Source organism: Peribacillus sp. V2I11, from assembly GCF_030817135.1.
Taxonomy (GTDB): domain Bacteria; phylum Bacillota; class Bacilli; order Bacillales; family DSM-1321; genus Peribacillus; species Peribacillus simplex.
This window is the reverse complement of sequence record NZ_JAUSYW010000001.1, coordinates 2,751,029-2,774,576: the sequence shown is the minus strand read 5'-3', so window position 1 is coordinate 2,774,576 and position 23,548 is coordinate 2,751,029. Positions and strand designations below refer to the sequence as shown.

Genomic DNA, 23,548 nt, shown 5'->3' with positions numbered 1-23,548 from the left:
AGTCATCTCCCTTTATCTTTTGTCCAATTTAGATGTAATCACATCTCCAATAATTTGAATTATAAAGACGATAATTAGAATAACGACAGTCGCTACAAGCGTAACGTCATTTTGACTTCTTTGATAGCCTTCCAAATAGGCTAGATTACCAAGCCCGCCAGCGCCGATGACCCCAGCCATTGCGGTATATCCAACCAATGCGATCGATGTTACCGTGATCCCGGAAATAAGGGCAGGCATCGACTCTGGAAGAAGGACCTTCCAAATGATCGTGCTCGTTTTTGCCCCCATCGATTTAGCGGCTTCAATTACACCTTTATCGATTTCACGAAGGCCGATTTCGACCATACGCGCATAAAATGGGGCCGCACCGATAATAAGTGCCGGCAGTGCAGCGTTCTCTCCAATCATGGAACCGACAAGCGCTTTAGTGAAAGGAATGAGCAGCACGATCAAAATAAGAAATGGAATGGAACGGAATATATTAACGACAGCACTCATGACCCCGTTGACTGCCCGGTTTCCCCACATATTCCCCTTCCCTGTCAGGAACAGGATCAATCCTAATATTATGCCTATAAAAAAGGTTGCCACTACAGAGACGCTTGTCATGTAAAGCGTTTCTTTCGTTGCTTCAATAATGTCTTCCCAATCAACATTCGGCAATAATTCTTCAAGCATGAGTAATCACCTCCACGCCTACCTGCTGTGCTTTAATGAATTCGATTGCGCGGAGCATTTCATCCTCTGTGCCATCAAGATGGATAAACAATGTTCCATATGAACCGCTTCTTGTTTGGGATATCTTACCTTGAACGATATTGACATCCAACTCGAAGTTACGTACAAGCTTGGTGATCAACGGGCTTTCTGCATGATCACCTACAAAGGTCAATTGAATCACTTTGCCTGCAGGATAGCGTTCGAGCAAATGGTCCATCGTTTCTTTCGTTTCTTCTGGTTCCGTTACTTGTTGCACGAAACGCTTCGTCATTTGTTCTTTAGGATTCTTGAAAACATCCAGGACAGGACCCTGTTCAACAACTTGCCCGCTTTCCATCACGGCGACGCGATGACAGATTTTACGTATTACATGCATTTCATGTGTTATCAAAACGATCGTCAATCCCAGGCGCTGATTGATGTCAACAAGCAATTCGAGTATTGAGTCGGTAGTCTGTGGATCCAATGCAGAAGTCGCTTCATCACAAAGCAGCACTTTAGGATCATTTGCCAGAGCCCTGGCTATCCCCACCCTTTGCTTTTGCCCTCCGCTTAATTGTGAAGGATAGGCCTTTTCCCTGCCTTCCAGTCCGACTAACTTGATCAATTCGTTCACACGCTTGGTTCGTTCAGTTTTAGAAATTCCTGAAATTTCCAAAGGGAAAGAAATATTCTCCTGAACGGTCCTTGACCATAATAGATTGAAATGTTGGAAAATCATGCTTATTTCTTGACGGGCCTTACGGAGCTGAGCCCCTTTAATTTTTGAAATTTCCTTTTCAGCCACCACAACGGATCCCTCTGTGGGTGTTTCCAATCCATTGAGCATTCTGATCAAAGTACTCTTCCCCGCCCCACTGTAACCGATGATACCGAAAATCTCGCCTTTATTTATTTCAACATTCACATTATTTACAGCCTTGATCGTCTCACTGTTTCCTTTTCCTGTACGGAACAGCTTACTGACTTTCGTCAATGTAATCATTAATCCTCACCTCTTTTTTTATCCAATAAAACCTATGAACTTAGTTGATTTCTCTACATTATTAGTCTGTTTCTCATATCATTTTTCCCCAAAAAAAAGAAAAAACCTTTCTGCATGAGCAGAAAGGCAGGTGAAGAAACAGGCCTTCCTCTCATCTTCCAAAGTGATTAAACTTTGTGTGAATTGGCACCTTTCCAAGGAATTTCTCCTTGTCGGTTGCCGGGTTTCATCGGGCACATCCCTCCACCTCTCTTGATAAGAGCTAATATATAGAATATTTGTACATCATTAAGTTCTTTAGTATGGTGAAATTTTATCATAGATAAAAAAGGAGCGCAATGTATATTATTTCTAGTACAAGAATGAACAGGAACTTTGCTTAAACCGTTTTGGAAGTCAAGGAGACGATATTCGTCGCTTTTTCAATTGCCTGTTCCAAATCTTCTATTAAATCCTCTACATTTTCAATCCCAATGGATAAACGGACTTGATCAGCACGCACACCCGCTTTCGCAAGACCCGCCTCATTCAATTGTTGATGGGTCGTACTGGCTGGGTGGATGATCAAGCTCTTCGCATCCCCAACATTCGCTACATGGGACCATAATTCCACCGAATTGATAAGTTTTGCCCCAGCTTCGCGATTACCTTGTATCCCAAATGTAACGACAGATCCAGCTCCCTTTGGCAAATATTTATCCGCAAGGGCTTTATCGGGATGATCCTCATCACCAGGATGTGAAACCCAAGTCACCGCAGGATGGTTTTTTAAATATTTAATGACAGACTTGGTGTTTGATAGATGCTCTTTCATCCTTACATGCAGCGTTTCAAGTCCAAGCGTAAACTGGAAAGCACTTTGGGCACTTAACGCAGGACCTAAATCACGGAGTAACTGGACTCGGGCTTTCGTTATGAATGCTGCAGGTCCAACTGCCTCGGCGTATACCAGACCGTCGTAACTTGGGTCGGGCTCCGTGAAGCCAGGGTAGTTTGGCGAGTTCCAATCGAACTTCCCTCCATCCACGATGACACCGCCTAGCGTCGTTCCATTTCCCAGAAGCCATTTTGTAGCGGAATGGATCACAATATCCGCTCCAAAGTCAATTGGTCTGCATAGATATGGTGTCGCGAAGGTATTATCAATGATTAAAGGTATGCCTGCATCATGGGCGATTTCCGCTACCGCTTCCATATCGAGCACCCTCAAACTTGGATTTCCGATCGTTTCAGCAAAAATGGCCTTAGTTCTTGGCGTAATCGCCCTTTTGAAATTTTCAGGGTCATCGGGAGAAACGAACTTCACTTTGATTCCATATTTAGGAAGAGTATTTTCAAAAAGGTTATACGTACCGCCATATAATGTAGAGGCTGAAACAATCTCATCCCCTGCAGCCGCAATATTCAGGATTGAAAGTGAGATGGCAGCCATTCCGCTTGATGTTGCCAATCCGCCGATACCGCCTTCCAATAAGGCCATTCTTTCCTCAAAAACGCTGACCGTTGGATTATGGAGTCGTGTATATATATAGCCATTCTCCTTTAGGCCAAATAAATTCGCTGCATGGTCGGTGTCTTTGAACAAGTATGCATTGCTTTGGTAGATAGGAACTGCGCGGGCACCTGTTTCATCAGCTTGCAGACCGCCATGAACACTCAATGTTTCGAAACGCAACTTTTTCTTTGACATTTGATTTCTCCTCTTTTTCTATGGATTTAGTTGGAATTATATGAAATCTGGCCTTTTATAAACAAAAAAACCACTTCAATTAGAAGAGGTTTCAAGAACACACCTCATCTACCAGAGCCAACACTCTGCTGGAATTAGCACCGTATATAAATTTATACCGGTTGCCGGGCTTCGTCGGGCCAGTCCCTCCGCCACTCTTGATAAGAACTATTAAATTCTGCCGTTACTTAATTCAAAATATAGCATTTTGGAATAAATCAGTCAATGAATTGTTAGAATATTCTTTGTTTAATTTCAATCTCTCATTCAAATGTCCGCAACAAAGAAACCAACCACGGTTCTGATTGGTTTCTCAGCTGATTTCCTTAAGCAATCCGTACAAATAAGGAACGGATTGAAAGGCATATATTTTTGTGTGCAGCTGTCCTTCTTTGAAAAGCAATAAACAAGGAACACTTTCGATTTCATATGATTCGGCAATTCCTTGGACATAGTTCATATTCATTTTGCCTGTCTTCAATTCCGGGAAAAGCTCCAAGGATATCGATAGCATCTTGGAGGCAACCTGACAGGTGCCGCATAAAGGCGTATATAAATATAAGCAAAAGGTTTCCCCATTTTCAACAGCAAGCTTACACTCTTCTTCTTTCCATTCCTGCATCAATTAGTCGTTCACCCTTTGACTTAAAAATTTCATTTTCACATTCAAATTGGCAGATAGAAGCACAGTTGCGATATGATGTTCGGGTGAGCTTTCCACTTCTTTGTACATTTTATTAATATACAGGTGGTTCGCTTCCGGCATTTCCCTTCGGAATTGCTTCCGCAGCTTTTCTCCTGATTCATCTGCGTCAAAAAGGAGATAAACATCACGGTCCATCAATTCATCCACTAATTCATCCAGCTTAGTTAATGATATGGTCCCATTCGTACATCTTATTTCCACATCTTCATTTAAAACGGAGGCAACTTTTCTTCTATCGGAACTGCCTTCTACAATGATCACTTTATCGAATTCGCCCCACTCCATGTCATCACTCCATCTCACGAATTATGTGCGCAACTGCCACTGTACAAAATGAAAAAGAGAGCAGGCCTTTTCAGTCCCCCCTCTCCTTCTTTTTAACCGTTGATTAAACTCTCATATTCTTCAGCACTCATCAGATCTTCAATATCACTGCTATTAGATGGTTCAAGCACGACCATCCATGCCTTTTCATAAGGAGACTCATTTACATATTCAGGGTTGTCACTTAAATCTTCGTTTACTTCTACAACCTTGCCACTGATAGGAGCATAAAGCTCAGAAACGGTCTTAACGGATTCAACACTTCCAAATGGTTCGTTCGCTTTCAATTCATCGCCGATTTCCGGAAGCTCAACGAATACGATGTCCCCAAGCTCGGACTGGGCGAAAGCTGTAATTCCAATGCGCACTGTTCCATCTTCCGTTTTGACCCATTCATGTTCTTTAGTGTAACGAAGTTCTTTTGGTGTTGTTGTCATCATTAACCCTCCATATGTACATCTTATTTTATCTATTCCATTATAAGGTAGATTGTTTGTTTAAGTAAGGAATTAACCAAATATTTTGTGAAATTTCAGTTCCAAACCTGTTCGAATTGCTCTTCTTTGAAACCTACCGTCACTTTGGTTCCATCCGTAACAATCGGCCTTTTCAGAAGCATGCCATCTGTGGACAATATATCAAGCATCTCTGCTTCAGAAGCTTCTTTCAGCTTATCCTTTAAGCCCAGCTCCCGATATTTTTGACCGCTAGTATTGAAAAACTTCTTCAATTCCAAATTGCTGATTTTATATAGTTGTTCTATTTCAGTTCGCGAAGGCGGATTTTCAGCTATATGGATCGCTTCATATTGCAGTTCATGATTATCCAGCCACTTCTTCGCGTTACGGCATGTGCCGCATTTTGGGTACCAATATAATGTTAAGCCCATCATTTCACCACCTATCAATAGAATACCCGTTTTCAGCGCGCAATACAACGAAATGTCTTTTGAATTTCCAATGCTATTTCATCAAAGGATTTAAAGGGTTGTACAATTTGAACGCTGCCTCCAGACTCGCTTTCCGCAGGAGTCTCGCACACCGTTCCAATCTACTTTGTTTTAAAATTTAGATAGAACCCCTTTTGTCTACAAACTGAAGGGAATGCCTTTAGGGCATTCCCTTTAAAGATTCTGATTCATTGCTTAAAGAGCATATTTTTCCGTTTCGATTACCTTGACGGAAGCTTCACGTTTTTTCGCAATGACATTGATCGGATTGTGTCTTGTCAGCTTGCGGAGCGACGAAAGCATGATGCGAAGAGTATCGCCTGTTTCCACCGCAATTAACGTTTCCTTTGCATGCTGTTCTATTTCATTGAAAGCTTCCTGAACGAAGATTTCAGTGTAAAGCACTTTTTGCTTGTTCTTCTCCAGACCTGTAGCTGCAATTGCTTTTTCCGTACGTAATACCACGGATTCCGCTGCATAGGCAAGGGATGCGATATCAGCAATGTTGGAGAGGATTTCTTGTTCTTGATCAAGATTTTTGCCGTATTTCTGTGCAGCAAGGCCAGCTGCCAAAATACCGATTTTCTTAGCGTTTCTAACAAGCATTTTTTCTTGCGCCAATGGTTCATCGCCAGGTTCTTCCGGCATCATCATCATTAATTCTTCTTGCAGGCCTTGAGCCTTTTGAAGAAGCGGCAATTCCCCTTTAAGTGCTTTCTTCAGGAAAGTTCCCGGGACAAGCAATCGATTGATTTCATTGGTACCTTCAAAGATCCGGTTAATACGGGAATCACGATATGCTTTTTCAATTTCATACTCCTGCATGAAGCCATAGCCGCCATGAAGCTGTACGCCTTCGTCCGTAACATAATCCAATACTTCGGAAGCGAAGAATTTATTCAATGAACACTCAATGGCATATTCAGCGATTGCAGCCGCCATTGATTTCCCATCTTTCACTTGCTCATCCGTCAATTTGCTTTGTCTTTGATCATAAAGGCCAACGGTACGGTATACAGAGCTTTCTGCTGCATAAATTTTAGATGCCATTGTTGCAAGTTTTTCTTTCGTCAAGTTAAAATTGGAAATTTTCGTTTTGAACTGTTGACGTTGATTCGTATAAGCAGCGGTAATCTCAAGGGCACGTTTAGATCCGCCGACAGCACCGACGCCTAATTTATAACGTCCGATATTCAGGATATTGAAAGCGATGACATGCCCTTTTCCGGCTACACCCAAAAGGTTTTCGACTGGTACATGTACATCTTCGAGGATTAAAGTACGTGTAGATGAGCTTTTGATCCCCATTTTCTTCTCTTCAGCTCCAGTTGATACGCCTTCATAATCACGCTCGACAATGAAGGCGGAGAATTGTTCGCCGTCGATTTTGGCGTATACACAGAAGACATCTGCAAAGCCTGCATTTGTAATCCATTGTTTTTCACCATTTAAAACATAGTGTGTTCCTTCTGCATTCAATTTCGCTGTCGTTTTTGCTCCCAAGGCATCGGAACCTGAGCTTGGTTCCGTTAAGGCATACGCAGCAATCTTCTCACCCGTAGCAAGTAATGGGAGGTATTTTTTCTTTTGTTCTTCATTCCCGAATAAAACGATCGGCAAAGATCCGATACCTACATGTGCACCATGCGTAATTCCGAAGCCGCCTGCAAGTGCCATTTTTTCCGTAATCAATGCCGAACTGATTTTATCAAGACCCAATCCGCTGTATTCCTCAGGAACGTCAGCACCAAGTAAACCGATTTCACCTGCATGCTTCAGTAATTTAACGGAACGGTCAAATTCATGGTTTTCCAAATGTTCAACCTGCGGCAGAATTTCATTCACTACGAAATCCTCGGCAGTTTTGGCAATCATTTTATGCTCATCAGAATAATCTTCCGGTGTAAACACTTGATCATACGTAATATCTTCTACTAAAAAGGCTCCGCCTTTAATGAGGTTATCTGTAGTTTGTTCGGACATGTTATTTCCTCCTAAGTATTTAAGATAGTAAACCCGCCGGAAGCATGACAGCTTCCGGGAGGGGGGATTACGCCAATAATTCAAATACTCCAGCAGCACCCATTCCGCCGCCGATACACATTGTCACGACTCCGAACTGTTGGTTTCTGCGCTTCATTTCATGAAGCAGGCTTAATGTCAATTTTGCTCCTGAACATCCTAGTGGATGGCCTAAGGCAATGGCTCCGCCATTCACATTGACAATCTCTTCATTCAATCCGAGCTCACGAATGATTTGAATGGATTGGGAAGCAAAGGCTTCATTCAATTCAAATAAACCTATATCGGATAACTCAAGGCCCGCTAGCATCAAAGCCTTTGGAATGGCCGCAATCGGTCCGATGCCCATAATTTCAGGCGGCACTCCTGCTACAGCAAAGGAACGGAACTTACCCATCGGTTTCAACCCTAATGAAGAGGCCTTTTCCCCATCCATGACCATGACCGCGGCTGCACCATCACTCGTTTGTGATGAATTCCCTGCTGTTACGGATCCTGTAACAGAGAATGCGGGTCTTAGTTTTTTTAGCACTTCAGCAGTCGTGCCTGGACGAACGCCCTCATCCTGTGTAAAAGTAAATGATTTTTCCTGTAACTTAAGGTCTGGTCCCACTGAACGAAGGGTTACGTCAACCGGTACGATCTCATCCGAAAACTTTCCTTCTGCAATGGCCTTAGCCGCCTTTTGATGACTTCTAACAGAAAATGCATCTTGATCGTCACGGGAAATGCCGTATTTTTTTGCAACGGCTTCGGCAGTGTGACCCATACCCATATAATATTCCGGTGCCGTTTCCGCAAGTCTCGCGTTCGGACGTGTTACATGGCCCATCATTGGCAAAAGGCTCATGGATTCCGCTCCGCCTGCAATGACTGTATCACTTTGGCCGAGCATGATCCTTTCCGCCCCATAAGCGATACTTTGCAGCCCGCTTGAACAGTAACGATTAATCGTTATGGCCGGTACTGTATAAGGCAATCCTGCCAACGCTCCAATGTTACGCGCCATGTTCAATCCTTGCTCCGCTTCAGGCATTGCACAACCGATAATCAGGTCATCTATGGTGCCTTCATAATTCCCTGCACGCTTTAACGTTTCCTTTACAACAAGAGCCCCTAAATCATCAGGACGTACACTGGCAAGAGAACCTTTTTTCGCTCTTCCTACCGGAGTCCTTGCTCCAGCTACTATTACCGCTTCTTTCATGAGGATCCCCCTTACTCATTTTTAAGCTATCGATCTATTAATCTTCCGTTTTGGCTTAACTTCATCTATTCATCAATTACGGAGTGGTTTACCTTTAACAAGCATGTGCTGCATCCTTGCCTGGGATTTCGGAGTCGAAATCAGTTTTAGGAATGCTTGTTTTTCTAGGTTCAAGATATACTCTTCATCTACTTCCGTGCCAAATGGGAGTTTTCCCCCTGCAAGGACGTATGCAAGCTCTTTGGCTATGACAAGGTCATGTTCTGATAGGAATCCTGAAAGGCGCATGGATTCCGCCCCTAATAGAAGTGCGGCATATCCCGTTTCACCTACGACAGGGATCTTTGTGCGGGCTGGAGCGGTATAACCTTGTTCATGCATGGAAAGTACCGCCTGTTTCGCATCATATAGCTGATGATCCGCATTCACGCTTATTCCATCAGCTGAATTAAGGAAATTATTCCCTCTTGCTTCCTCAGCGGAGGTCGAAACTTTTGCCATGGCGACCGTTTCAAATACTTGGTTGGCCACTTTCTGCAAGTCGAAGTCGACACCCTTCGGCATATTCCTCAACGTCTTCACATAAAGTTCTTTAGTCCCGCCGCCGCCTGGGATCAAACCTACACCGGCTTCCACTAGTCCCATATACGTTTCAGTCGTTGCCTGGATGCGCGCAGCCGGAAGGGATACTTCAGCACCCCCGCCAAGTGTCATATTAAACGGGGCAACCACTACAGGAACTGCACTGTACTTAATTTTAAGCATCGCCTTTTGGAATTGGCTGATGACCATATCGAGTTCAAAAATATTGTCATCCTGCGCTTCCATCAACATCATTGCAATATTAGCGCCTACACAGAAATTCTTGCCTTGGTTTCCGATGACCAGGCCTTTGAAATTCGCTTCCGCTTCGTCGACCGCCGCATTGATCATTTGAATGATATCCAGACCGATTGCATTATTCGGTGAAGTGAATTCAAGAAGAGCCACTCCATCGCCGATATCCATCAAGCTTGCACCACTGTTTTTCTTGATTACGCCTTTTTGCTTCTTGATCGCTTTAAGATTGATCACCTTAGGATTTTCGACAAGTTCTTTATAATCACCATTATCATAATAGTGAGCCATGCCATTTTCTTCTTTATAGAAAGAAGTGATGCCTTTAGCGAGCATATCCTTCACCCATTGCGGAACGGTGATGCCTTCAGCTTCCATTCGGGCTACCGATTTTTCTACACCTATCGCATCCCAGGTTTCAAAAGGACCTGTGGACCATCCGAATCCCCATTTCATCGCTTGATCGATCGCCACGATATCATCCGCGATGTCCCCAAGCAGCTGGGCAGAATATACAAGCGCCGGATTCAGAACATTCCAAAGTAATTGTCCGGCACGGTCTTCGCTATAAACAAGCGCTTTCATTTTATTTTCCAAGCCCTTGGCCTGTTTTAGCCATTTCAATGGAAGGCGTTTTTAATCTTTTTCGTGCATCATATTCAAGGGTTTCGGGATTCAGTTCAAGGATTTCCTTGCCTTTTTTCAAGAAAAATCCTTGGCCTGACTTGCTTCCAAGCCACCCATTCTTAAGCATTTCATTCATGAAATCAGGTATTTTGAAAACGTCTTTTTCTTCTCCATCCACCTGGTCATATACGTTTCTGGCAACATGTGCAAAGGTATCCAATCCAACTACATCAAGTGTCCGGAAAGTCGCGCTAGTTGCCCTTCCAATCAACGGACCCGTAACCGAATCGACCTCACCAACACTGTATCCGCCTTTTTGCATTTCCCGCAGTGTGACCAATAAACCATAAGTTCCAATACGGTTAGCAATGAAGTTAGGGGTATCCTTGGCTTCGACGACACCTTTTCCCAGTACATCTTCGCCGAATCGTTTCATGTATTCGAGCACTTCTGGTGAAGTTGCTTTAGTAGGGATGATCTCCAACAATTTAAGATAACGCGGCGGATTGAAGAAGTGTGTTCCCAGGAAGTGCTTTTGAAAGTCCTCCGAACGTCCTTCCGCCATCGCTTCGATTGAAATTCCAGATGTATTCGATGAAACGATGCTTCCTGGTTTACGATGCTGATCAACCTGGGCAAACACACTTTGCTTAACCTCAAGTTTCTCAACGACCACTTCGATGATCCAATCGACATCCTTTAAGCGACTTATATCATCTTCCAGGTTTCCCGCCTCGATCAACGCAATGTTTCCCTTAGCCGAAAGCGGAGCTGGTTTCTGTTTTAAAAGTTTCGTAATCGCAGTTTGGCTGATGCGGTTACGCACTTGTTTATTATCTAATGTCAGTCCCTTTTTCTTTTCATCCTCAGTGAGCTCACGAGGTACAATATCCAATAATAAAGTCGGAATGCCGATGTTAGCAAGGTGTGCAGCAATCCCTGATCCCATAACTCCTGACCCTAGAACAGCAGCCTTTCGTATTTTGTCGAACCAAGTTCATATCCCCCTTACACAATTTATTGAATGAATGCTCATTCATTTTTAATTCAAAAAAATTTTGAATATTTTTTCTTATTACTAATATAGAATATATTTGGAAATTCCGCAATGATTAAAACAGGAAAAAAAATATTTTTTTCTCCGAGTTCTTTTGGTTATTTCTCCTCCGTTCAGTAAAAAATAACCGGGCAGGAGGTGACTTATATAATGAAGCGTAAAGATAATCCTTCTAAAGCAGCAGTAAGCGCAGCAAGCGTTAAAGGCAATGCCGGCCCTGGCGCTGAACGTCAACATGGAATCAATAAAGTGAACAGCCAGAACAATCAGTTCAAAAGATAATCCTTTGAGCAGCCGTTCCGTTTCCGGGGCGGCTCTCGCTTTCTATTTCTTGAATAGTCCTTTTAAAACGAAAGCAATATTGGCCGGTCTCTCCGCGAGGCGGCGCATGAAATATCCATACCAATCCGTACCATAAGGAACATACACCCTTACCTTATATCCTTCTTTAGCAAGTTCCAGCTGCTTTTCATTGCGGATGCCATATAACATTTGAAATTCAAAGCGATCCCGGGGAATTCCGTGTTCTTTGACCAAGTCCCTCGTATAATCAATGATTTTATCATCATGTGTGGCAACAGCTGTGTAATTGCCATTTTGCATATGCTTCTTGATGATTTTCTTAAAATTCTCATCCACATCTTTTTTCTCGGGAAAAGCCACTTCCCTTGGTTCTTTATAAGCCCCTTTAACAAGTCTTAGATTCGGATGGTATGCATCCAGCTCCTCAATATCCTTCTCAGTCCGATACAGATAAGCTTGGATAACAGTCCCCAATTCATTATATTCAGACTTTAGGTTTTTGAATACATCCAAAGTTGGCTGACAGCGCGGAAAATCTTCCATATCAAGCGTAACGAAAACACGATGGGCTTTAGCTTCATCTAAGATCCTCCGCATGTTATTCATTACGACTCGTTCGGACACATCCAAGCCCATCGAAGTCAGCTTCAGGGATAACTGTGAATCCAGTTCATTTCTGCCAATCATGTGGATCGCTTCGATGCACTCATCTGCCATCTTCCTTGCTTCTTGTTCATCTTCAATGAATTCACCTAAATAATCAATGGTGACAGCAAGTCCTTTCCGGTTAAGATCTGCAATCACTTCACATGCCATATCCAAGGATTCCCCTGCCACGAAACGAGACGCTCCAAACCGCAGCCCGTATTTTTTCGCTGCCTTTGTCATGCCTTTGTTCTTTGATAAAAAAAGGAATAGATTTTTCAATATACCTTCCATCTGCATTCCCCTCCAAATCATTTTGGAAAATAGATGCACAAGATTATTTTACCATTTAATTCAATTTTCAGATATTTAGAATCAAGAATAAAAAAAATTCATGAAGGGAAAATTAAGCTCGTTTAAAGAACACTTAAGGAGGTAGAATGATGGAACAGCAAAATTCGTTTACCAGCCAACAGCAGTCCACCGGCTTTATGAAGCAGCCGCCGGAAATGGTTTCTGTGAAAGATAGCTTATACTTGACCGATATGCTTGCATGGAATCTGAACGCGGTCAAAAAAGCGCATTTTTTTGCCACACAATGCAAGGACCCGCAAATCATTGATGCATTAAATCGGTGCGGTCTCATGCATCAACGCCATTACGATACCATTTTGAAACATTTGAACCCGGACCAAATTCAGGGTCAACAACAATACCAGTAAAGGAGGGTTCTTAATGCCCAATGAAAACAAAGTCCAAAATCCAGAATCTCCCGTGGCAAAGACACCGCAAATGAATGACAGGGATTTTATAAATGATATGCTCTCAACTGAAAAGTACTTTTGCAACTCCCTTTCCGTTGCCCTGCATGAAATGAGTAACCAAGCATTATTCCAAGACATTTTCTCCGTTTCCAAAGAAAATCAGGAGATGCAGCGTGAACTCTATAACCTTATGTTCGAAAAAGGCTGGTATAGTTTAGAAAAGGCGCAAGCGACCAGCTTAAGCCAATCGTATCAACAATTTTCCGGTTATAAAAATCAATTTCCATCTGGAACGAACATTCAATAAGCGGGTGGATTCTGCTCCTTTTGTTTTTTTGCTACAAATAAAGCCGGCCCATGTAGGGCCGGCTTTATATTTAGATATCCGTTGAAAACATATACTTCTTATAATGATACCGAATGCTGAATATTAAGCCCATGGCCATCATGTTCCCCATTAGCGAGCTTCCTCCATAACTGACAAATGGAAGCGGAATCCCCGTAATCGGTAAAAGGCCTACAGTCATGCCGATATTTTGAAAAACGTGAAACGTCAACATGCTTATAACGCCAACACAGATATATGTATAGAAGTTATTTTTCGTGTCCATTCCCGTTTTTGTTATGTGGTAAATCAATAAGAAAAACAAGGAAATAATGATGCTTGATCCGATGAAGCCGAATTCTTCACCGATGATGCTGAAAATGAAATCCGAATGACTCTCAGGTAAATACACTTCCCTCGAACCGATTCCCTTGCCTGTGGTTTGGCCGGAGCCGATGGCCAGTAAGGATTTGGTTAAGTGATACCCTTCAGAGCTGGCATAATTATATGGATCCAGCCAGGAATAGATACGGCCGAATTGATAGGATTTTACCCCTAGGTATTTTTCCAGGATCTCCGGCTTCCAAAGAACAAAGTAAAGGACCGTTGTAGCGACGACAATTCCTCCTGAAACGATCGGCAGCAAGATCTTCCATGTTACCCCTGAAATGAAAATCATTCCAAGCATGATTGACATGATGACAAGCGAGGTACCCAAATCCGGCTGTTGCATGATTAACAATAAGGGGGCACCGGTCACAAGACCGATTTTAATAAGCAGCCATATATCCGTTTGAATCGTTTTCAGCGTGTTTTTGAGATGATGGTTCGAGATGACATTTGCTAAAGCTAAAATCAGGAAAACCTTCATGAATTCCGATGGCTGAATCGAACCGATTCCCGGAATGATGTACCAACTTTTCGCACCATTCCGGACAGGAACGATGGAATCTGGCATAATGATCAGCAAAAAAAGCAAAAATAATCCGAAGCCATAGGCATACCAAGAAATTTTTTTCAACTGATCCGAATCCAGGGTGATGAACCCTAATACGATTCCGATTCCTACTATATACCAAAAAATTTGTTTAATTAAGAAGTTTTCAGCGTACTGTCCAGTCGTTTGGGCACTATAGATTGCTAAACAACTTCCAACACATAATAACAGCAATATTGTGACCAAGGAAAAATCTATTCGTGATGAAAATTTATTTTGTTCTACCATACTTAACTCTCCCTTAAAAAGGCTCCTGCGATACTTCTATAAATACACTTATTCATTATACTTTAAACAAATAAAATCACAACTATATAGAAGAATAGTTTACAGGCTTCATGGAGTTATTTCCATGAAGCCTGTAGGCAGGGGGAGCTATGCTTGTGATTCCTTTGATTTTCTCCGTTTCAGCAATCTGCTGACCAATCCATGGCTTGGGGAAAAGAGAAAGGCCAATCCGAATAATATGGCGGCCGCCCCCACCATGCAACCTGATATCGAGGCATCCAAAACGGTGGCTGAATAGTAGCCGATGACGGAACTTAGCAACCCGACCCCGATACTGACCAATATCATGCGGCTTAAACGGTCTGACAGCAGATAAGCCGTTGCAGCAGGTATGATGAGCATTCCAACTACTAAAATGGAACCTACACTATCAAAAGAAGCTACAGTTGTCAGTGAAATGAGGCTCATCAATAAGTAATGAAAGAACAGTACAGGAATTCCCATTGCAGCTGCAAGTGATGGATCAAATGACACGAGTTTAAACTGTTTGAAGAAAAGGAAGATCAGTATGAGGTTCAGGATAAAACAACTGCCAACTATCCAAACGGCTTTTGGTCCAGCTTCGATTCCCGCGATTGTCATCGTGTTCCAGGGAGTATAGGCTATTTCGCCATAAAGGACATGTTCCAGGTCAAAATCTATTTGTTGCGTATATAAGCTCACGAGCACGATCCCCGTTGCAAAAAGGGAAGTGAATACAATCCCGATCGCTGCGTCAGATTGAACGCCCGACGATTGGAAAAGCTGGATCAAGAATACGGTAAGCAAGCCGAGCGCAGCAGCCCCGATCAGCATTGGAACCGAATCGCGGGTCCCCGTTATTAAAAATGCCAATACGATTCCCGGCAAAACGGAATGACTGATGGCATCCCCAATCAACGTCATTTTCCTGACTATCAAAAAGCATCCTAATACACTGCAAGAACCCGCCACTAATGCTCCGACTAAGATAATCCAAAAATCATTCATGATGAGTGGCTCCCTTTCCTTCTATCCTGTTCGAGAGAATATTTCTTTTTCGTCGATACCCTTCTCCATATAGATGAAAGCACTCCGCGTTTAGGTGCAAAAAGCATGGAAAAGAAAAACCATACCGTCGCGGATAAGACAATTAACGGTCCTGTTGGCAAATCATTGACCGATGTACTGATCAACGTTCCAGACACACCGCTCAACATTCCGAATACACCAGACAGGATGACCATGATATGCAGCCGCTCCGTCCAATACCTCGCAGAAACCGCAGGAGTTATCAGTAAAGATGCCATCAATACGACGCCTACTGCCTGGATACCGATCACTACAGCTGCCACGATCAGCATCATGATGAAATAATCCAGAAAAACAACCGGCAATCCCATCCCTTTAGCAAACCCAGGGTCAAAGGACAGTAATTTGAATTCTTTAAAAAATACGGTACAAGTGAAAATGAGAATAAAGGAAACTGTCATCATCATATATACATCGGACATGACCATTGACGCCGTCTGCCCGAATAAAAAGGTATCCAATCCACTCTGGTTTCCGTACTCGCTCTGCTGGATCTGCGTAAGCATGACAATTCCGAAGCCAAAGAAAGAAGATAAGACGATTCCCAAGGCCGCATCCTGCTTGATCTTACTGTATCTCGTAAGCACACTGATCAAGAAGACAGCCACTAAGCCAGCCAGGGCAGCACCTATTAGAAAATAGGAAGTGGATTTCACTCCAGTTAACATAAAGGCGACACAGATACCAGGTAACGCTGCATGTGCGAGCGTGTCGCCAAGCAAAGACTGCTTTCTGAGGTAGGCAAAGCTGCCGATGACCCCGCTGCTTAATCCGAGAAACATCGTGCCAAGCAATATCCACCTTGTATTTGGATCAGTTATAATATCCAGTATGTTCATCGTGTACACCTCATTTTAATAAAAGGCCGGACTTAGTGTCTGGTAGTATTGCTAGGCGGCCTCCATATGTTGCCTGTAAGTATTCGGGAATGAACACTTCCTCTGTCGGACCTATTTTCATCACCTTTTTATTCAATAACATCGTCCAGTCGAAATATTCCTTCACGGTGGATAGGTCATGATGCACAACCAGAACGGTTTTGCCTTTTTCCTTCAATTCCATCAGCAATTGTATGATTGCTTTCTCTGTTGCTGCATCCACCCCTACGAACGGTTCATCCATAAAGTAAATATCCGCTTCCTGTGCCAATGCACGGGCCAGGAATATCCGTTGCTGCTGTCCACCTGATAGCTGGCTGATCTGGCGGTTAGCGTATTCAGCCATCCCCACCTTTTCAAGACACTCCATCCCCTTCTGCCTCTCGGACTTCCCTGGTCGCTTCAGCCATCCGAGATGACCATATCTGCCCATCATTACGACATCGAGTGCGTTGGTTGGAAAATCCCAATCCACTGACTCACGCTGTGGTACATAGCCGATACTCTTCCTCATCGATTTATAAGTCGAACCCTTTATTGTGATTTGCCCCGATATTTTTGGGATCAATTCGAGTATTCCCTTTATCAAAGTGGACTTCCCTGCTCCATTGGGGCCTATGATACCGATTAAATTCCCTTTCGGCACCTCAAATGAGACATCTTCGACAACCGGCTTCTTATGATATGCAATCGTTAAATTCTCGACCTTCAAAGCTGCTTGATTCATAGTTTCTCCCCCTTATTTCAAAGCACGGACGATGGTGTCGGTATTATGACGGACCATCCCGATATACGTTCCTTCTTCCGTCCCTTTTTCACCCATTGCATCCGAGAACAATTCACCGCCGATTTCAACTTTGTGGCCCTGCTTCCCTGCACCTTGAATGACAGCCTCGATAGCCTTCCTTGGTACGCTTGACTCAATGAAAATCGCTTTTATTTTGTTCTCCACAAGATAATTCCGCATATCAGTAACATCTTTTGATCCATATTCCGATAATGTATTGATTCCTTGGAGACCCCTTACGTCCAGGCCATATGACTGACCGTAGTATCCAAAAGCATCATGTGCTGTAACGAGCACCCGTTGATCTTCCGGAATTTTATTAATTTCATCTTGAACATATTTATCAAGTTCCTCCAATTGCAGAACGTACTCTTCATAATTTTCACGAAACTCCGCTTCATGGTCCGGATCATTGGCAATCAACTCTTTCTTGACTGTGTCCGCCGCTACGATCCAAAGCTTTACATCAAACCAAACGTGGGGATCATGTTCCGTAGCACTCACTTTGCGAAGCTGGTTCTCCTTGAAGTCCTCCGTTACGGCAATGGTCGGTTTATCCTTGCTCATCATTTCGAATATATCCGTCATTTTCCCTTCAAGATGCACACCGTTATAAAAAATCATATCAGCCGAATCCAGTGTCTTCACATCACCCTGTGTCGCTTTATATAGATGGGGGTCGACTCCCGGTCCCATTAAACTGGTGACCTCGACATGTTTACCGCCGATATTCTCGACCAAATCCCCAATCATTCCCGTCGTTGTAACGACGTCCAACTTGCCATTGCCGTTATCCTTTTCGGCCGTATCATTGCCGCACCCTGTTAAAATCAGCAATGCAGCAAGCACGCCCCCAATAGATTTTAGAAAACCCATCCATATTCCCTCCCTTTTTCATCTCTCTAAAATAGTTTGCCATGTGCAAAACTAAGTGTAAATTTTTTTACATTGTCGTAAATGCTAAAAAGTTTCCTATACACAACTTAGTTTATACTATACACAAATATACAAAAAAAGTGCAACTATTTTTCAAACATTTCAAAAAGGCCAATGACTTTTACACACAGCAAAAACTGTCTGGAATCTCTACTAGGGAGCTTCCAGACAGTCAGTCATTTCTATGGAACGTAACGATGAAATTATAATTATATTACGGAGTTTTAATGGTGAATATAAACTAGGGGAGCTATTTCGGGACGATGGGAAATTCACGAGTAAATGCACAGATTTCACGAGTAAAGTGGCAAAATTCACGAGTAAATATGTGGATTTCACAAGTAAAGTTCCAAAATTCACGAGTAAACGCGGATTTCACGCGAAATGCCGCGGAATTCTTGACGGGCATCCGGCATTCCATAGGCATTGCCACTCATTTTTCCTGTTTCAAGGAAATTGCCAAGTACGCAAATCCCAATTCGATTCCGCAAAGCACAAACAGGGTGATTAAAGTTTGGAACATCATGATCCCCTCCTCCTCTAAGATTTAAACCAATCTTAAAGGATGAAACCCATACCAGAACAAGACCTTATTTGAAGAATTCTTCAACAGCCTCACCCTGTTCTCTTTCTCTGAAATGGGTTTCATACTGTACAATATAAAAAAAGAAAAAACGGTGATACCATGACAAATATTAAAGAAATTGCTCAAAGTGCTGGTGTATCTGTCTCAACAGTGTCTCGTGTATTGAATGATCATCCTTATGTAAGTCCCGATAAAAGAAAGAGCGTTTTAGAAGCCATCGATCGTTTGAATTATTCGAGAAACATCAACGCCATTCATCTTTCAAAAGGCAAAACTAATCTTATCGGCATCATCATCCCCTTCAACAATCACCCATATTACGGGGCAATCGTTAACGGAATCACTAAACAGGCAAATGCAATTGGCTGTCATATCGTCATCTTTCAAACAAATTATGACAGAGAGAAAGAAATCCAGGCCTTGAATATGCTGCAAATGAAGCAGCTCGATGGCATTATCGTTTGTTCAAGGATTTCGGAAATGAAAATCTTTTTGGATTATCAAAAATACGGACCGATCATCTTATGTGAAGATACAGCCCAGGCTGAATTCTCATCCATCAGCATTGATCATTATGCAGCTTTCTCCTGTGCCCTTGAGTACGTGATCGCTAAAGGATATAAGAAAATTGGATACAGCCTTGGCCGTAAAAAGAGTAGAAATAGTTCTCATCGTACAAAGGCCTTTAACGATATCATGAGTAAACATCAACTGAAAAACAATAAAGAATGGCTATTTGAAGGCAGTTACCACATCAAAGACGGTGAACAATTGTTTCAGGAATGGAATTCAATGTCAGATAAACCTGAAGCCATAATCATCACGAATGATGACACGGCGGCAGGCTTCATTCTTACCGCTAAGAAATCGGGTATAAGGGTACCGGAAGATGTGGCCATTCTCGGCTTCAATAATGATAGCCTTAGTGAAATGCTCGACATCACGACCATTTCCTTACCGCTGGAATGGATCGGGAAAATGGCAGTGGACTTATTTGAGCATCCTGAAGTGGTCAAACATGTAAAACTGGAATACGCCCTAATTAAAAGGAGGACCGTCTAGTTATCAGGATCCTTTATTTTAGTATATCGACGACATTTGAATTCTTCCTTACTGCCATCATTCAATGACTAGGGAAAAATAACCACACAAAATAATCATTGCGATATCCTAGAAGTTATTTTATAATTTTGATATAGTAAAGTATACTCAGTTACTAGCAATCTTCTAGCGATTGCATGAATTTCGAGTACAATCGTCCGACGTCATTTACAAGCTGGCGCAACGATTTTAGAAAATTGAATACTTCCTCATTTACCGATGAGTTAGAGGCTGCAGCTTATAAAAGTAAAACGGACGAGATTCTGGAAAATTAAAGACTCCGTTTGAAAGGATAAGTTGCCGAAGTTAGGGTATATTCCATGTATATTCTTGCTGGCGGTGTTACCGAACAGGAACACCACTGTCACGTTTTTTCAAAAAGCGTGGGGAGCTATCTTCGGAAGGATAAACGGGTTTATTATAAACAGCCGTCGATCTTTTTCGACTGCTGTTTTTTTATTTTTCGTTCCCTTCCAATAAAAAGGAGTGTAACATCAATTGTCAAATTCACAATCAGCATCAAGCCCTACCGAACTTAAAAGGAGCCTGAAAGCGCGTCATTTAATGATGATTTCATTAGGTGGAACGATTGGAACAGGTTTATTTTTAGCAAGTGGCGGTGCCATTCATTCAGCCGGTCCCGGCGGTGCCTTGGTGGCATACGCGATTATCGGCATCATGGTTTATTACTTAATGACAAGTCTTGCAGAAATGGCAGCGTTCATGCCAGTGGCCGGTTCGTTCCGTGTCTATGCATCCAAATTCGTCGATCCGTCTTTCGGTTTTGCGATTGGTTGGAACTACTGGTATAACTGGGCAATCACCATTGCCGCCGAATTGGCAGCCGTTGTCTTAATTATGAAGTTCTGGTTCCCGGATAGCCCTTCATTTATCTGGAGTGCCATTGCGTTAATCACTATGTTTCTTATCAATTACATGTCAGTTAAAGGTTTCGGGGAAACAGAATTCTGGTTTGCCATGATCAAAGTCGTGACAGTCGTCATTTTCTTGATCACGGGTGTTCTGATCATTCTCGGAATCATGGGTGGGAATGACCCAATTGGTTTTTCAAATTTCACAATGGGCGAAGGTCCCTTTAACGGAGGGTTCTTCACGATTCTAGGCGTATTCATGGCTGCCGGCTTTTCATTCCAAGGAACGGAATTGCTTGGAGTGACTGCTGGTGAAAGTGAAGATCCAGAAAAAAATATCCCTAAAGCGATCAGATCCGTTTTCTGGCGCATCCTCTTGTTCTATATCCTTGCAATTTTCGTTATTGGAATGATCATTCCGTTTACGGATTCACGTTTATTGAGTCAAGATGTTGCCGTAAGTCCATTCACGCTTGTATTTGAACGTGCCGGTCTTGCATTTGCTGCATCCATCATGAACGCGATCATTTTATCATCCGTACTCTCTGCCGGTAACTCTGGCATGTACGCTTCAACCCGTATGCTATGGGACTTGGCACGTGATGGGAAAGCACCGAAATTCCTTGGCAAGTTAGATAAAAGAGGAGTACCCGTAAATGCACTAATCGTGACTTCTTTAGTTGGCTGCGTTGCATTCTTAGCTTCGTTTTTCGGAGATGGCGTCGTTTATATCTGGTTATTGAACGCTTCAGGCATGGCGGGGTTCGTCACCTGGGTCGGGATTGCGATTGCCCATTATCGTTTCCGCAAAGCCTACGCAGCTCAAGGCCTTGATATGAATGATTTACCATACCGGGCAAAGGGCTTCCCATTCGGGCCTATATTCGCACTTGTCCTTTGTATAATCATTATCATCGGACAAGGATACCAAGCTTTCAGCAGCGATGGGATCGACTGGAATTCAATGTTTGTTTCCTACATTGGCTTGATTCTATTTTTCGTCCTATGGTTCGGCTATAAAATTAAGCATAAAACGAAAATCATTCCCCTTGAGGAATGTGAACTTAAATCAAAATAATGCGAAAAGGACCTGTTCTTCTCTAATCGGAGAAGAATAGGTCCTTTTTTCATTTCAAATGATAAACACGGCATTCATATGGACGCAGGGTTTTGCTGGAGATGCCTTCTTCCTCTTGATCATAATTACCGATCAGCCTTGTAGCAGAATAAGCATGCAGCTCTTCAGGCAAAGTATAGGAGGCCTGCTCTTCTTTAAAGTTGCATAGTACCAACAGCTTTTCTTCTTCAAACGATCTCGTGTAGGCAAATATTCGTTCATCATCCGGCCAAAGCAGTTCAAAACGGCCATAAACCACGATTTCATGTTCCTTGCGTAATTGGATAAGCTTTTTATAAAAATGAAAAATGGAATTCGGATCATTGTAGGCTATTTCTGCATTAATCTCGGGGAAATTGGGATTAACCTTAATCCAAGGAGTCCCTTTCGTGAATCCTGCGTTCCGGGAGTCATTCCACTGAATCGGTGTCCTCGCATTATCCCTGCTGCGGGCGTGGATGGCTGACATCATCCGCTCTTTTGACCAGCCATGTGAATGGACGAGTTCGTCATATGAATTCAATGTTTCGATATCCCGGTATTCATCAATGCTCTCAAATGCAACATTGGTCATGCCCAGCTCTTCCCCTTGATATATATAGGGTGTCCCTTGAAGCAAATGAAGACAAGCCGCAAGCATCTTTGCGCTTTCAATACGATACTTTCCATCATTACCAAACCTTGAGACAACCCGGGGCTGATCATGGTTGTTCCAGTATAAACTGTTCCAGCCATCCCCCTCCAAACCAGTCTGCCACTTGGAGAGTATTTGCTTTAAATCGGTTAGCTTCCATTTATCGTTACTCCATTTCCCTTCCGGTCCGCACCCCAAATCCATATGTTCGAATTGAAAGACCATATGTAGCTCACCACGATCTTTACCTGTGAACAATTGCGCTTCCTCCGGGGTGACGCCTGGCATCTCCCCAACCGTAATCACGTCATATCCAGAAAGTGCCCGTTGATTGATTTCCTGTAAAAACTCATGTATGCGCGGCCCATTGAGGAAAAAGATGCTTCCATCACCATACAGCTTTTCATGATGAACGGCTCCATCTGCATAGCTTTGATCTTTTGAAAGGAAGTTGATGACATCCATCCGGAAGCCATCGACACCCTTATCCAGCCACCAAGTCATGATGCTGTATATCTCTTCACGGAGCTTAGGGTTCTCCCAGTTTAAATCCGGTTGTTTCCTGCTGAATAAATGTAAATAATATTCATCGGTTCCTTCATCATATTCCCATGCTGAACCTTTAAAAATGGACTCCCAATTATTTGGTTCTTTCCCATTCCTGCCAGGTTTCCAAATATAATAATCACGTTTCGGATTATCTTTTGAGGATCGGGATTCCTTGAACCAAGGATGTTCATCTGAAGAATGGTTGACCACCAGGTCCATCATGACTTTCATTCCACGTTCATGAACCGCCTTCAGCAACCTATCGAAATCAGCCATGGTCCCGAATTCAGTCATGATTGATTTATAATCACTGATATCGTACCCATTGTCATCATTGGGAGATTGATAAACGGGGGATAGCCATATCACGTTCACTCCCAGCTCTTGTAAATAATCGAGCTTCATCAAGATCCCGTTTATATCCCCTATCCCATCGCCATCACTATCCATAAAACTCCTTGGATACACTTGATACACAACTGCCTCTTTCCACCATGCTTTGTCCATGCCTTTCCCCCTCTTTGGCCGCATTGATATAATCATTACACCA

The 23,548-nt window shown here is 42.8% G+C and carries 21 protein-coding genes, 1 pseudogene and 3 riboswitches; of the genes and pseudogenes, 5 read left to right on the top strand and 17 right to left on the bottom strand.

Going from position 1 to position 23,548, the window contains the following annotated elements; translation table 11 throughout:
- Positions 1–12: 12 nt before the first annotated feature.
- From QFZ73_RS13340 to QFZ73_RS13295, 10 genes and pseudogenes are all read right to left on the bottom strand, one after another.
- Positions 13–681, bottom strand: coding sequence for a methionine ABC transporter permease (locus QFZ73_RS13340; protein ID WP_251426581.1), 669 nt, complete (start codon positions 679–681; stop codon positions 13–15).
- Positions 674–1,708 (bottom strand): methionine ABC transporter ATP-binding protein, encoded by a 1,035-nt coding sequence (locus QFZ73_RS13335; RefSeq protein WP_305158574.1) that lies wholly within the window; start codon positions 1,706–1,708, stop codon positions 674–676. The genes QFZ73_RS13340 and QFZ73_RS13335 overlap by 8 nt, the downstream gene beginning before the upstream one ends.
- Positions 1,709–1,856: 148 nt before the next feature.
- A riboswitch (SAM riboswitch) is annotated at positions 1,857–1,970 on the bottom strand.
- A gap of 117 nt (positions 1,971–2,087) precedes the next feature.
- Complete coding sequence (locus QFZ73_RS13330) at positions 2,088–3,398, bottom strand: O-acetylhomoserine aminocarboxypropyltransferase/cysteine synthase family protein (protein ID WP_307266768.1); 1,311 nt, start codon at positions 3,396–3,398, stop codon at positions 2,088–2,090.
- 101 nt (positions 3,399–3,499) lie between these two features.
- A riboswitch (SAM riboswitch) is annotated at positions 3,500–3,605 on the bottom strand.
- 145 nt (positions 3,606–3,750) lie between these two features.
- Positions 3,751–4,059: a thioredoxin family protein gene (locus QFZ73_RS13325; RefSeq protein ID WP_251427358.1), complete on the bottom strand. Its 309-nt coding sequence runs from the start codon at positions 4,057–4,059 to the stop codon at positions 3,751–3,753.
- A 3-nt stretch (positions 4,060–4,062) separates the two neighbouring features.
- The gene (locus QFZ73_RS13320) at positions 4,063–4,428 is read right to left on the bottom strand and encodes a toprim domain-containing protein (protein WP_251426587.1); all 366 of its coding nucleotides are present in this window, start codon (positions 4,426–4,428) and stop codon (positions 4,063–4,065) included.
- Between the two features lie 92 nt (positions 4,429–4,520).
- A complete protein-coding gene (gcvH, locus tag QFZ73_RS13315) occupies positions 4,521–4,904 on the bottom strand; it encodes a glycine cleavage system protein GcvH (protein ID WP_251426588.1) in 384 nt (127 codons plus the stop codon).
- Between the two features lie 95 nt (positions 4,905–4,999).
- Positions 5,000–5,356 carry an arsenate reductase family protein gene (locus tag QFZ73_RS13310; RefSeq protein WP_063234020.1) on the bottom strand — a complete coding sequence of 119 codons (357 nt, stop codon included), beginning with the start codon at positions 5,354–5,356 and terminating at the stop codon, positions 5,000–5,002.
- 255 nt (positions 5,357–5,611) lie between these two features.
- Positions 5,612–7,399, bottom strand: a complete 1,788-nt coding sequence (locus QFZ73_RS13305; RefSeq protein ID WP_251426591.1) for an acyl-CoA dehydrogenase family protein — start codon at positions 7,397–7,399, stop codon at positions 5,612–5,614.
- A 67-nt stretch (positions 7,400–7,466) separates the two neighbouring features.
- Positions 7,467–8,645: an acetyl-CoA C-acetyltransferase gene (locus QFZ73_RS13300; RefSeq protein WP_307266759.1), complete on the bottom strand. Its 1,179-nt coding sequence runs from the start codon at positions 8,643–8,645 to the stop codon at positions 7,467–7,469.
- 72 nt (positions 8,646–8,717) lie between these two features.
- A pseudogene (locus tag QFZ73_RS13295) lies at positions 8,718–11,058 on the bottom strand (3-hydroxyacyl-CoA dehydrogenase/enoyl-CoA hydratase family protein).
- A gap of 255 nt (positions 11,059–11,313) precedes the next feature.
- Here QFZ73_RS13295 and QFZ73_RS13290 point away from each other — a divergent pair.
- Complete coding sequence (locus tag QFZ73_RS13290; RefSeq protein ID WP_072273724.1) at positions 11,314–11,448, top strand: YuzL family protein; 135 nt, start codon at positions 11,314–11,316, stop codon at positions 11,446–11,448.
- Between the two features lie 42 nt (positions 11,449–11,490).
- Here the strand turns inward: QFZ73_RS13290 and QFZ73_RS13285 are convergent, their stop codons facing one another.
- Positions 11,491–12,408: a proline dehydrogenase gene (locus QFZ73_RS13285; RefSeq protein WP_307266756.1), complete on the bottom strand. Its 918-nt coding sequence runs from the start codon at positions 12,406–12,408 to the stop codon at positions 11,491–11,493.
- A gap of 149 nt (positions 12,409–12,557) precedes the next feature.
- On the opposite strand from QFZ73_RS13285, the gene QFZ73_RS13280 reads away from it, so the two are divergent.
- Together QFZ73_RS13280 and QFZ73_RS13275 are read left to right on the top strand one after the other, a co-directional pair.
- The gene (locus QFZ73_RS13280) at positions 12,558–12,836 is read left to right on the top strand and encodes a hypothetical protein (RefSeq protein ID WP_307266753.1); all 279 of its coding nucleotides are present in this window, start codon (positions 12,558–12,560) and stop codon (positions 12,834–12,836) included.
- Between the two features lie 13 nt (positions 12,837–12,849).
- The gene (locus tag QFZ73_RS13275; protein ID WP_251426596.1) at positions 12,850–13,185 is read left to right on the top strand and encodes a spore coat protein; all 336 of its coding nucleotides are present in this window, start codon (positions 12,850–12,852) and stop codon (positions 13,183–13,185) included.
- A gap of 70 nt (positions 13,186–13,255) precedes the next feature.
- On the opposite strand, the gene QFZ73_RS13270 is transcribed toward QFZ73_RS13275, so the two are convergent.
- The 5 genes from QFZ73_RS13270 to QFZ73_RS13250 all read right to left on the bottom strand — a co-directional run bounded on the left by QFZ73_RS13270 (position 13,256) and on the right by QFZ73_RS13250 (position 18,079).
- Complete coding sequence (locus QFZ73_RS13270; RefSeq protein WP_307266748.1) at positions 13,256–14,428, bottom strand: FtsW/RodA/SpoVE family cell cycle protein; 1,173 nt, start codon at positions 14,426–14,428, stop codon at positions 13,256–13,258.
- Positions 14,429–14,575: 147 nt separating this feature from the next.
- Entirely contained in the window at positions 14,576–15,457 is an 882-nt protein-coding gene (locus QFZ73_RS13265) for a metal ABC transporter permease (RefSeq protein WP_307266745.1), read from the bottom strand.
- Complete coding sequence (locus QFZ73_RS13260) at positions 15,454–16,377, bottom strand: metal ABC transporter permease (RefSeq protein ID WP_307266742.1); 924 nt, start codon at positions 16,375–16,377, stop codon at positions 15,454–15,456. The genes QFZ73_RS13265 and QFZ73_RS13260 overlap by 4 nt, the downstream gene beginning before the upstream one ends.
- Positions 16,378–16,387: 10 nt before the next feature.
- A complete protein-coding gene (locus QFZ73_RS13255; protein WP_307266739.1) occupies positions 16,388–17,143 on the bottom strand; it encodes a metal ABC transporter ATP-binding protein in 756 nt (251 codons plus the stop codon).
- 12 nt (positions 17,144–17,155) lie between these two features.
- The gene (locus QFZ73_RS13250; RefSeq protein ID WP_251426604.1) at positions 17,156–18,079 is read right to left on the bottom strand and encodes a metal ABC transporter solute-binding protein, Zn/Mn family; all 924 of its coding nucleotides are present in this window, start codon (positions 18,077–18,079) and stop codon (positions 17,156–17,158) included.
- A gap of 745 nt (positions 18,080–18,824) precedes the next feature.
- On the opposite strand from QFZ73_RS13250, the gene QFZ73_RS13245 reads away from it, so the two are divergent.
- Positions 18,825–19,787 carry a LacI family DNA-binding transcriptional regulator gene (locus tag QFZ73_RS13245; RefSeq protein ID WP_307266734.1) on the top strand — a complete coding sequence of 321 codons (963 nt, stop codon included), beginning with the start codon at positions 18,825–18,827 and terminating at the stop codon, positions 19,785–19,787.
- 256 nt (positions 19,788–20,043) lie between these two features.
- Positions 20,044–20,228: riboswitch (Lysine riboswitch) on the top strand.
- A 96-nt stretch (positions 20,229–20,324) separates the two neighbouring features.
- The gene (locus QFZ73_RS13240; protein ID WP_251426608.1) at positions 20,325–21,776 is read left to right on the top strand and encodes an amino acid permease; all 1,452 of its coding nucleotides are present in this window, start codon (positions 20,325–20,327) and stop codon (positions 21,774–21,776) included.
- Between the two features lie 49 nt (positions 21,777–21,825).
- Here QFZ73_RS13240 and QFZ73_RS13235 read toward each other — a convergent pair whose 3' ends face one another.
- Positions 21,826–23,505 carry a glycoside hydrolase family 13 protein gene (locus QFZ73_RS13235; protein WP_307266730.1) on the bottom strand — a complete coding sequence of 560 codons (1,680 nt, stop codon included), beginning with the start codon at positions 23,503–23,505 and terminating at the stop codon, positions 21,826–21,828.
- Positions 23,506–23,548 lie beyond the last annotated feature (43 nt).

Bases quoted from the DNA above. Each gene is read 5' to 3' on its own strand.
- QFZ73_RS13245 (WP_307266734.1), top strand. From the start codon at position 18,825: ATGACAAATATTAAAGAAATTGCTCAAAGTGCTGGTGTATCTGTCTCA.
- QFZ73_RS13255 (WP_307266739.1), bottom strand. From the start codon at position 17,143: ATGAATCAAGCAGCTTTGAAGGTCGAGAATTTAACGATTGCATATCAT.
- QFZ73_RS13265 (WP_307266745.1), bottom strand. From the start codon at position 15,457: ATGAATGATTTTTGGATTATCTTAGTCGGAGCATTAGTGGCGGGTTCT.
- QFZ73_RS13275 (WP_251426596.1), top strand. From the start codon at position 12,850: ATGCCCAATGAAAACAAAGTCCAAAATCCAGAATCTCCCGTGGCAAAG.
- QFZ73_RS13250 (WP_251426604.1), bottom strand. From the start codon at position 18,079: ATGGGTTTTCTAAAATCTATTGGGGGCGTGCTTGCTGCATTGCTGATT.
- QFZ73_RS13310 (WP_063234020.1), bottom strand. From the start codon at position 5,356: ATGGGCTTAACATTATATTGGTACCCAAAATGCGGCACATGCCGTAAC.
- QFZ73_RS13330 (WP_307266768.1), bottom strand. From the start codon at position 3,398: ATGTCAAAGAAAAAGTTGCGTTTCGAAACATTGAGTGTTCATGGCGGT.
- QFZ73_RS13335 (WP_305158574.1), bottom strand. From the start codon at position 1,708: ATGATTACATTGACGAAAGTCAGTAAGCTGTTCCGTACAGGAAAAGGA.
- QFZ73_RS13260 (WP_307266742.1), bottom strand. From the start codon at position 16,377: ATGAACATACTGGATATTATAACTGATCCAAATACAAGGTGGATATTG.
- QFZ73_RS13300 (WP_307266759.1), bottom strand. From the start codon at position 8,645: ATGAAAGAAGCGGTAATAGTAGCTGGAGCAAGGACTCCGGTAGGAAGA.
- QFZ73_RS13320 (WP_251426587.1), bottom strand. From the start codon at position 4,428: ATGGAGTGGGGCGAATTCGATAAAGTGATCATTGTAGAAGGCAGTTCC.
- QFZ73_RS13285 (WP_307266756.1), bottom strand. From the start codon at position 12,408: ATGGAAGGTATATTGAAAAATCTATTCCTTTTTTTATCAAAGAACAAA.
- gcvH (WP_251426588.1), bottom strand. From the start codon at position 4,904: ATGACAACAACACCAAAAGAACTTCGTTACACTAAAGAACATGAATGG.
- QFZ73_RS13235 (WP_307266730.1), bottom strand. From the start codon at position 23,505: ATGGACAAAGCATGGTGGAAAGAGGCAGTTGTGTATCAAGTGTATCCA.
- QFZ73_RS13305 (WP_251426591.1), bottom strand. From the start codon at position 7,399: ATGTCCGAACAAACTACAGATAACCTCATTAAAGGCGGAGCCTTTTTA.
- QFZ73_RS13325 (WP_251427358.1), bottom strand. From the start codon at position 4,059: ATGCAGGAATGGAAAGAAGAAGAGTGTAAGCTTGCTGTTGAAAATGGG.
- QFZ73_RS13340 (WP_251426581.1), bottom strand. From the start codon at position 681: ATGCTTGAAGAATTATTGCCGAATGTTGATTGGGAAGACATTATTGAA.
- QFZ73_RS13280 (WP_307266753.1), top strand. From the start codon at position 12,558: ATGGAACAGCAAAATTCGTTTACCAGCCAACAGCAGTCCACCGGCTTT.
- QFZ73_RS13270 (WP_307266748.1), bottom strand. From the start codon at position 14,428: ATGGTAGAACAAAATAAATTTTCATCACGAATAGATTTTTCCTTGGTC.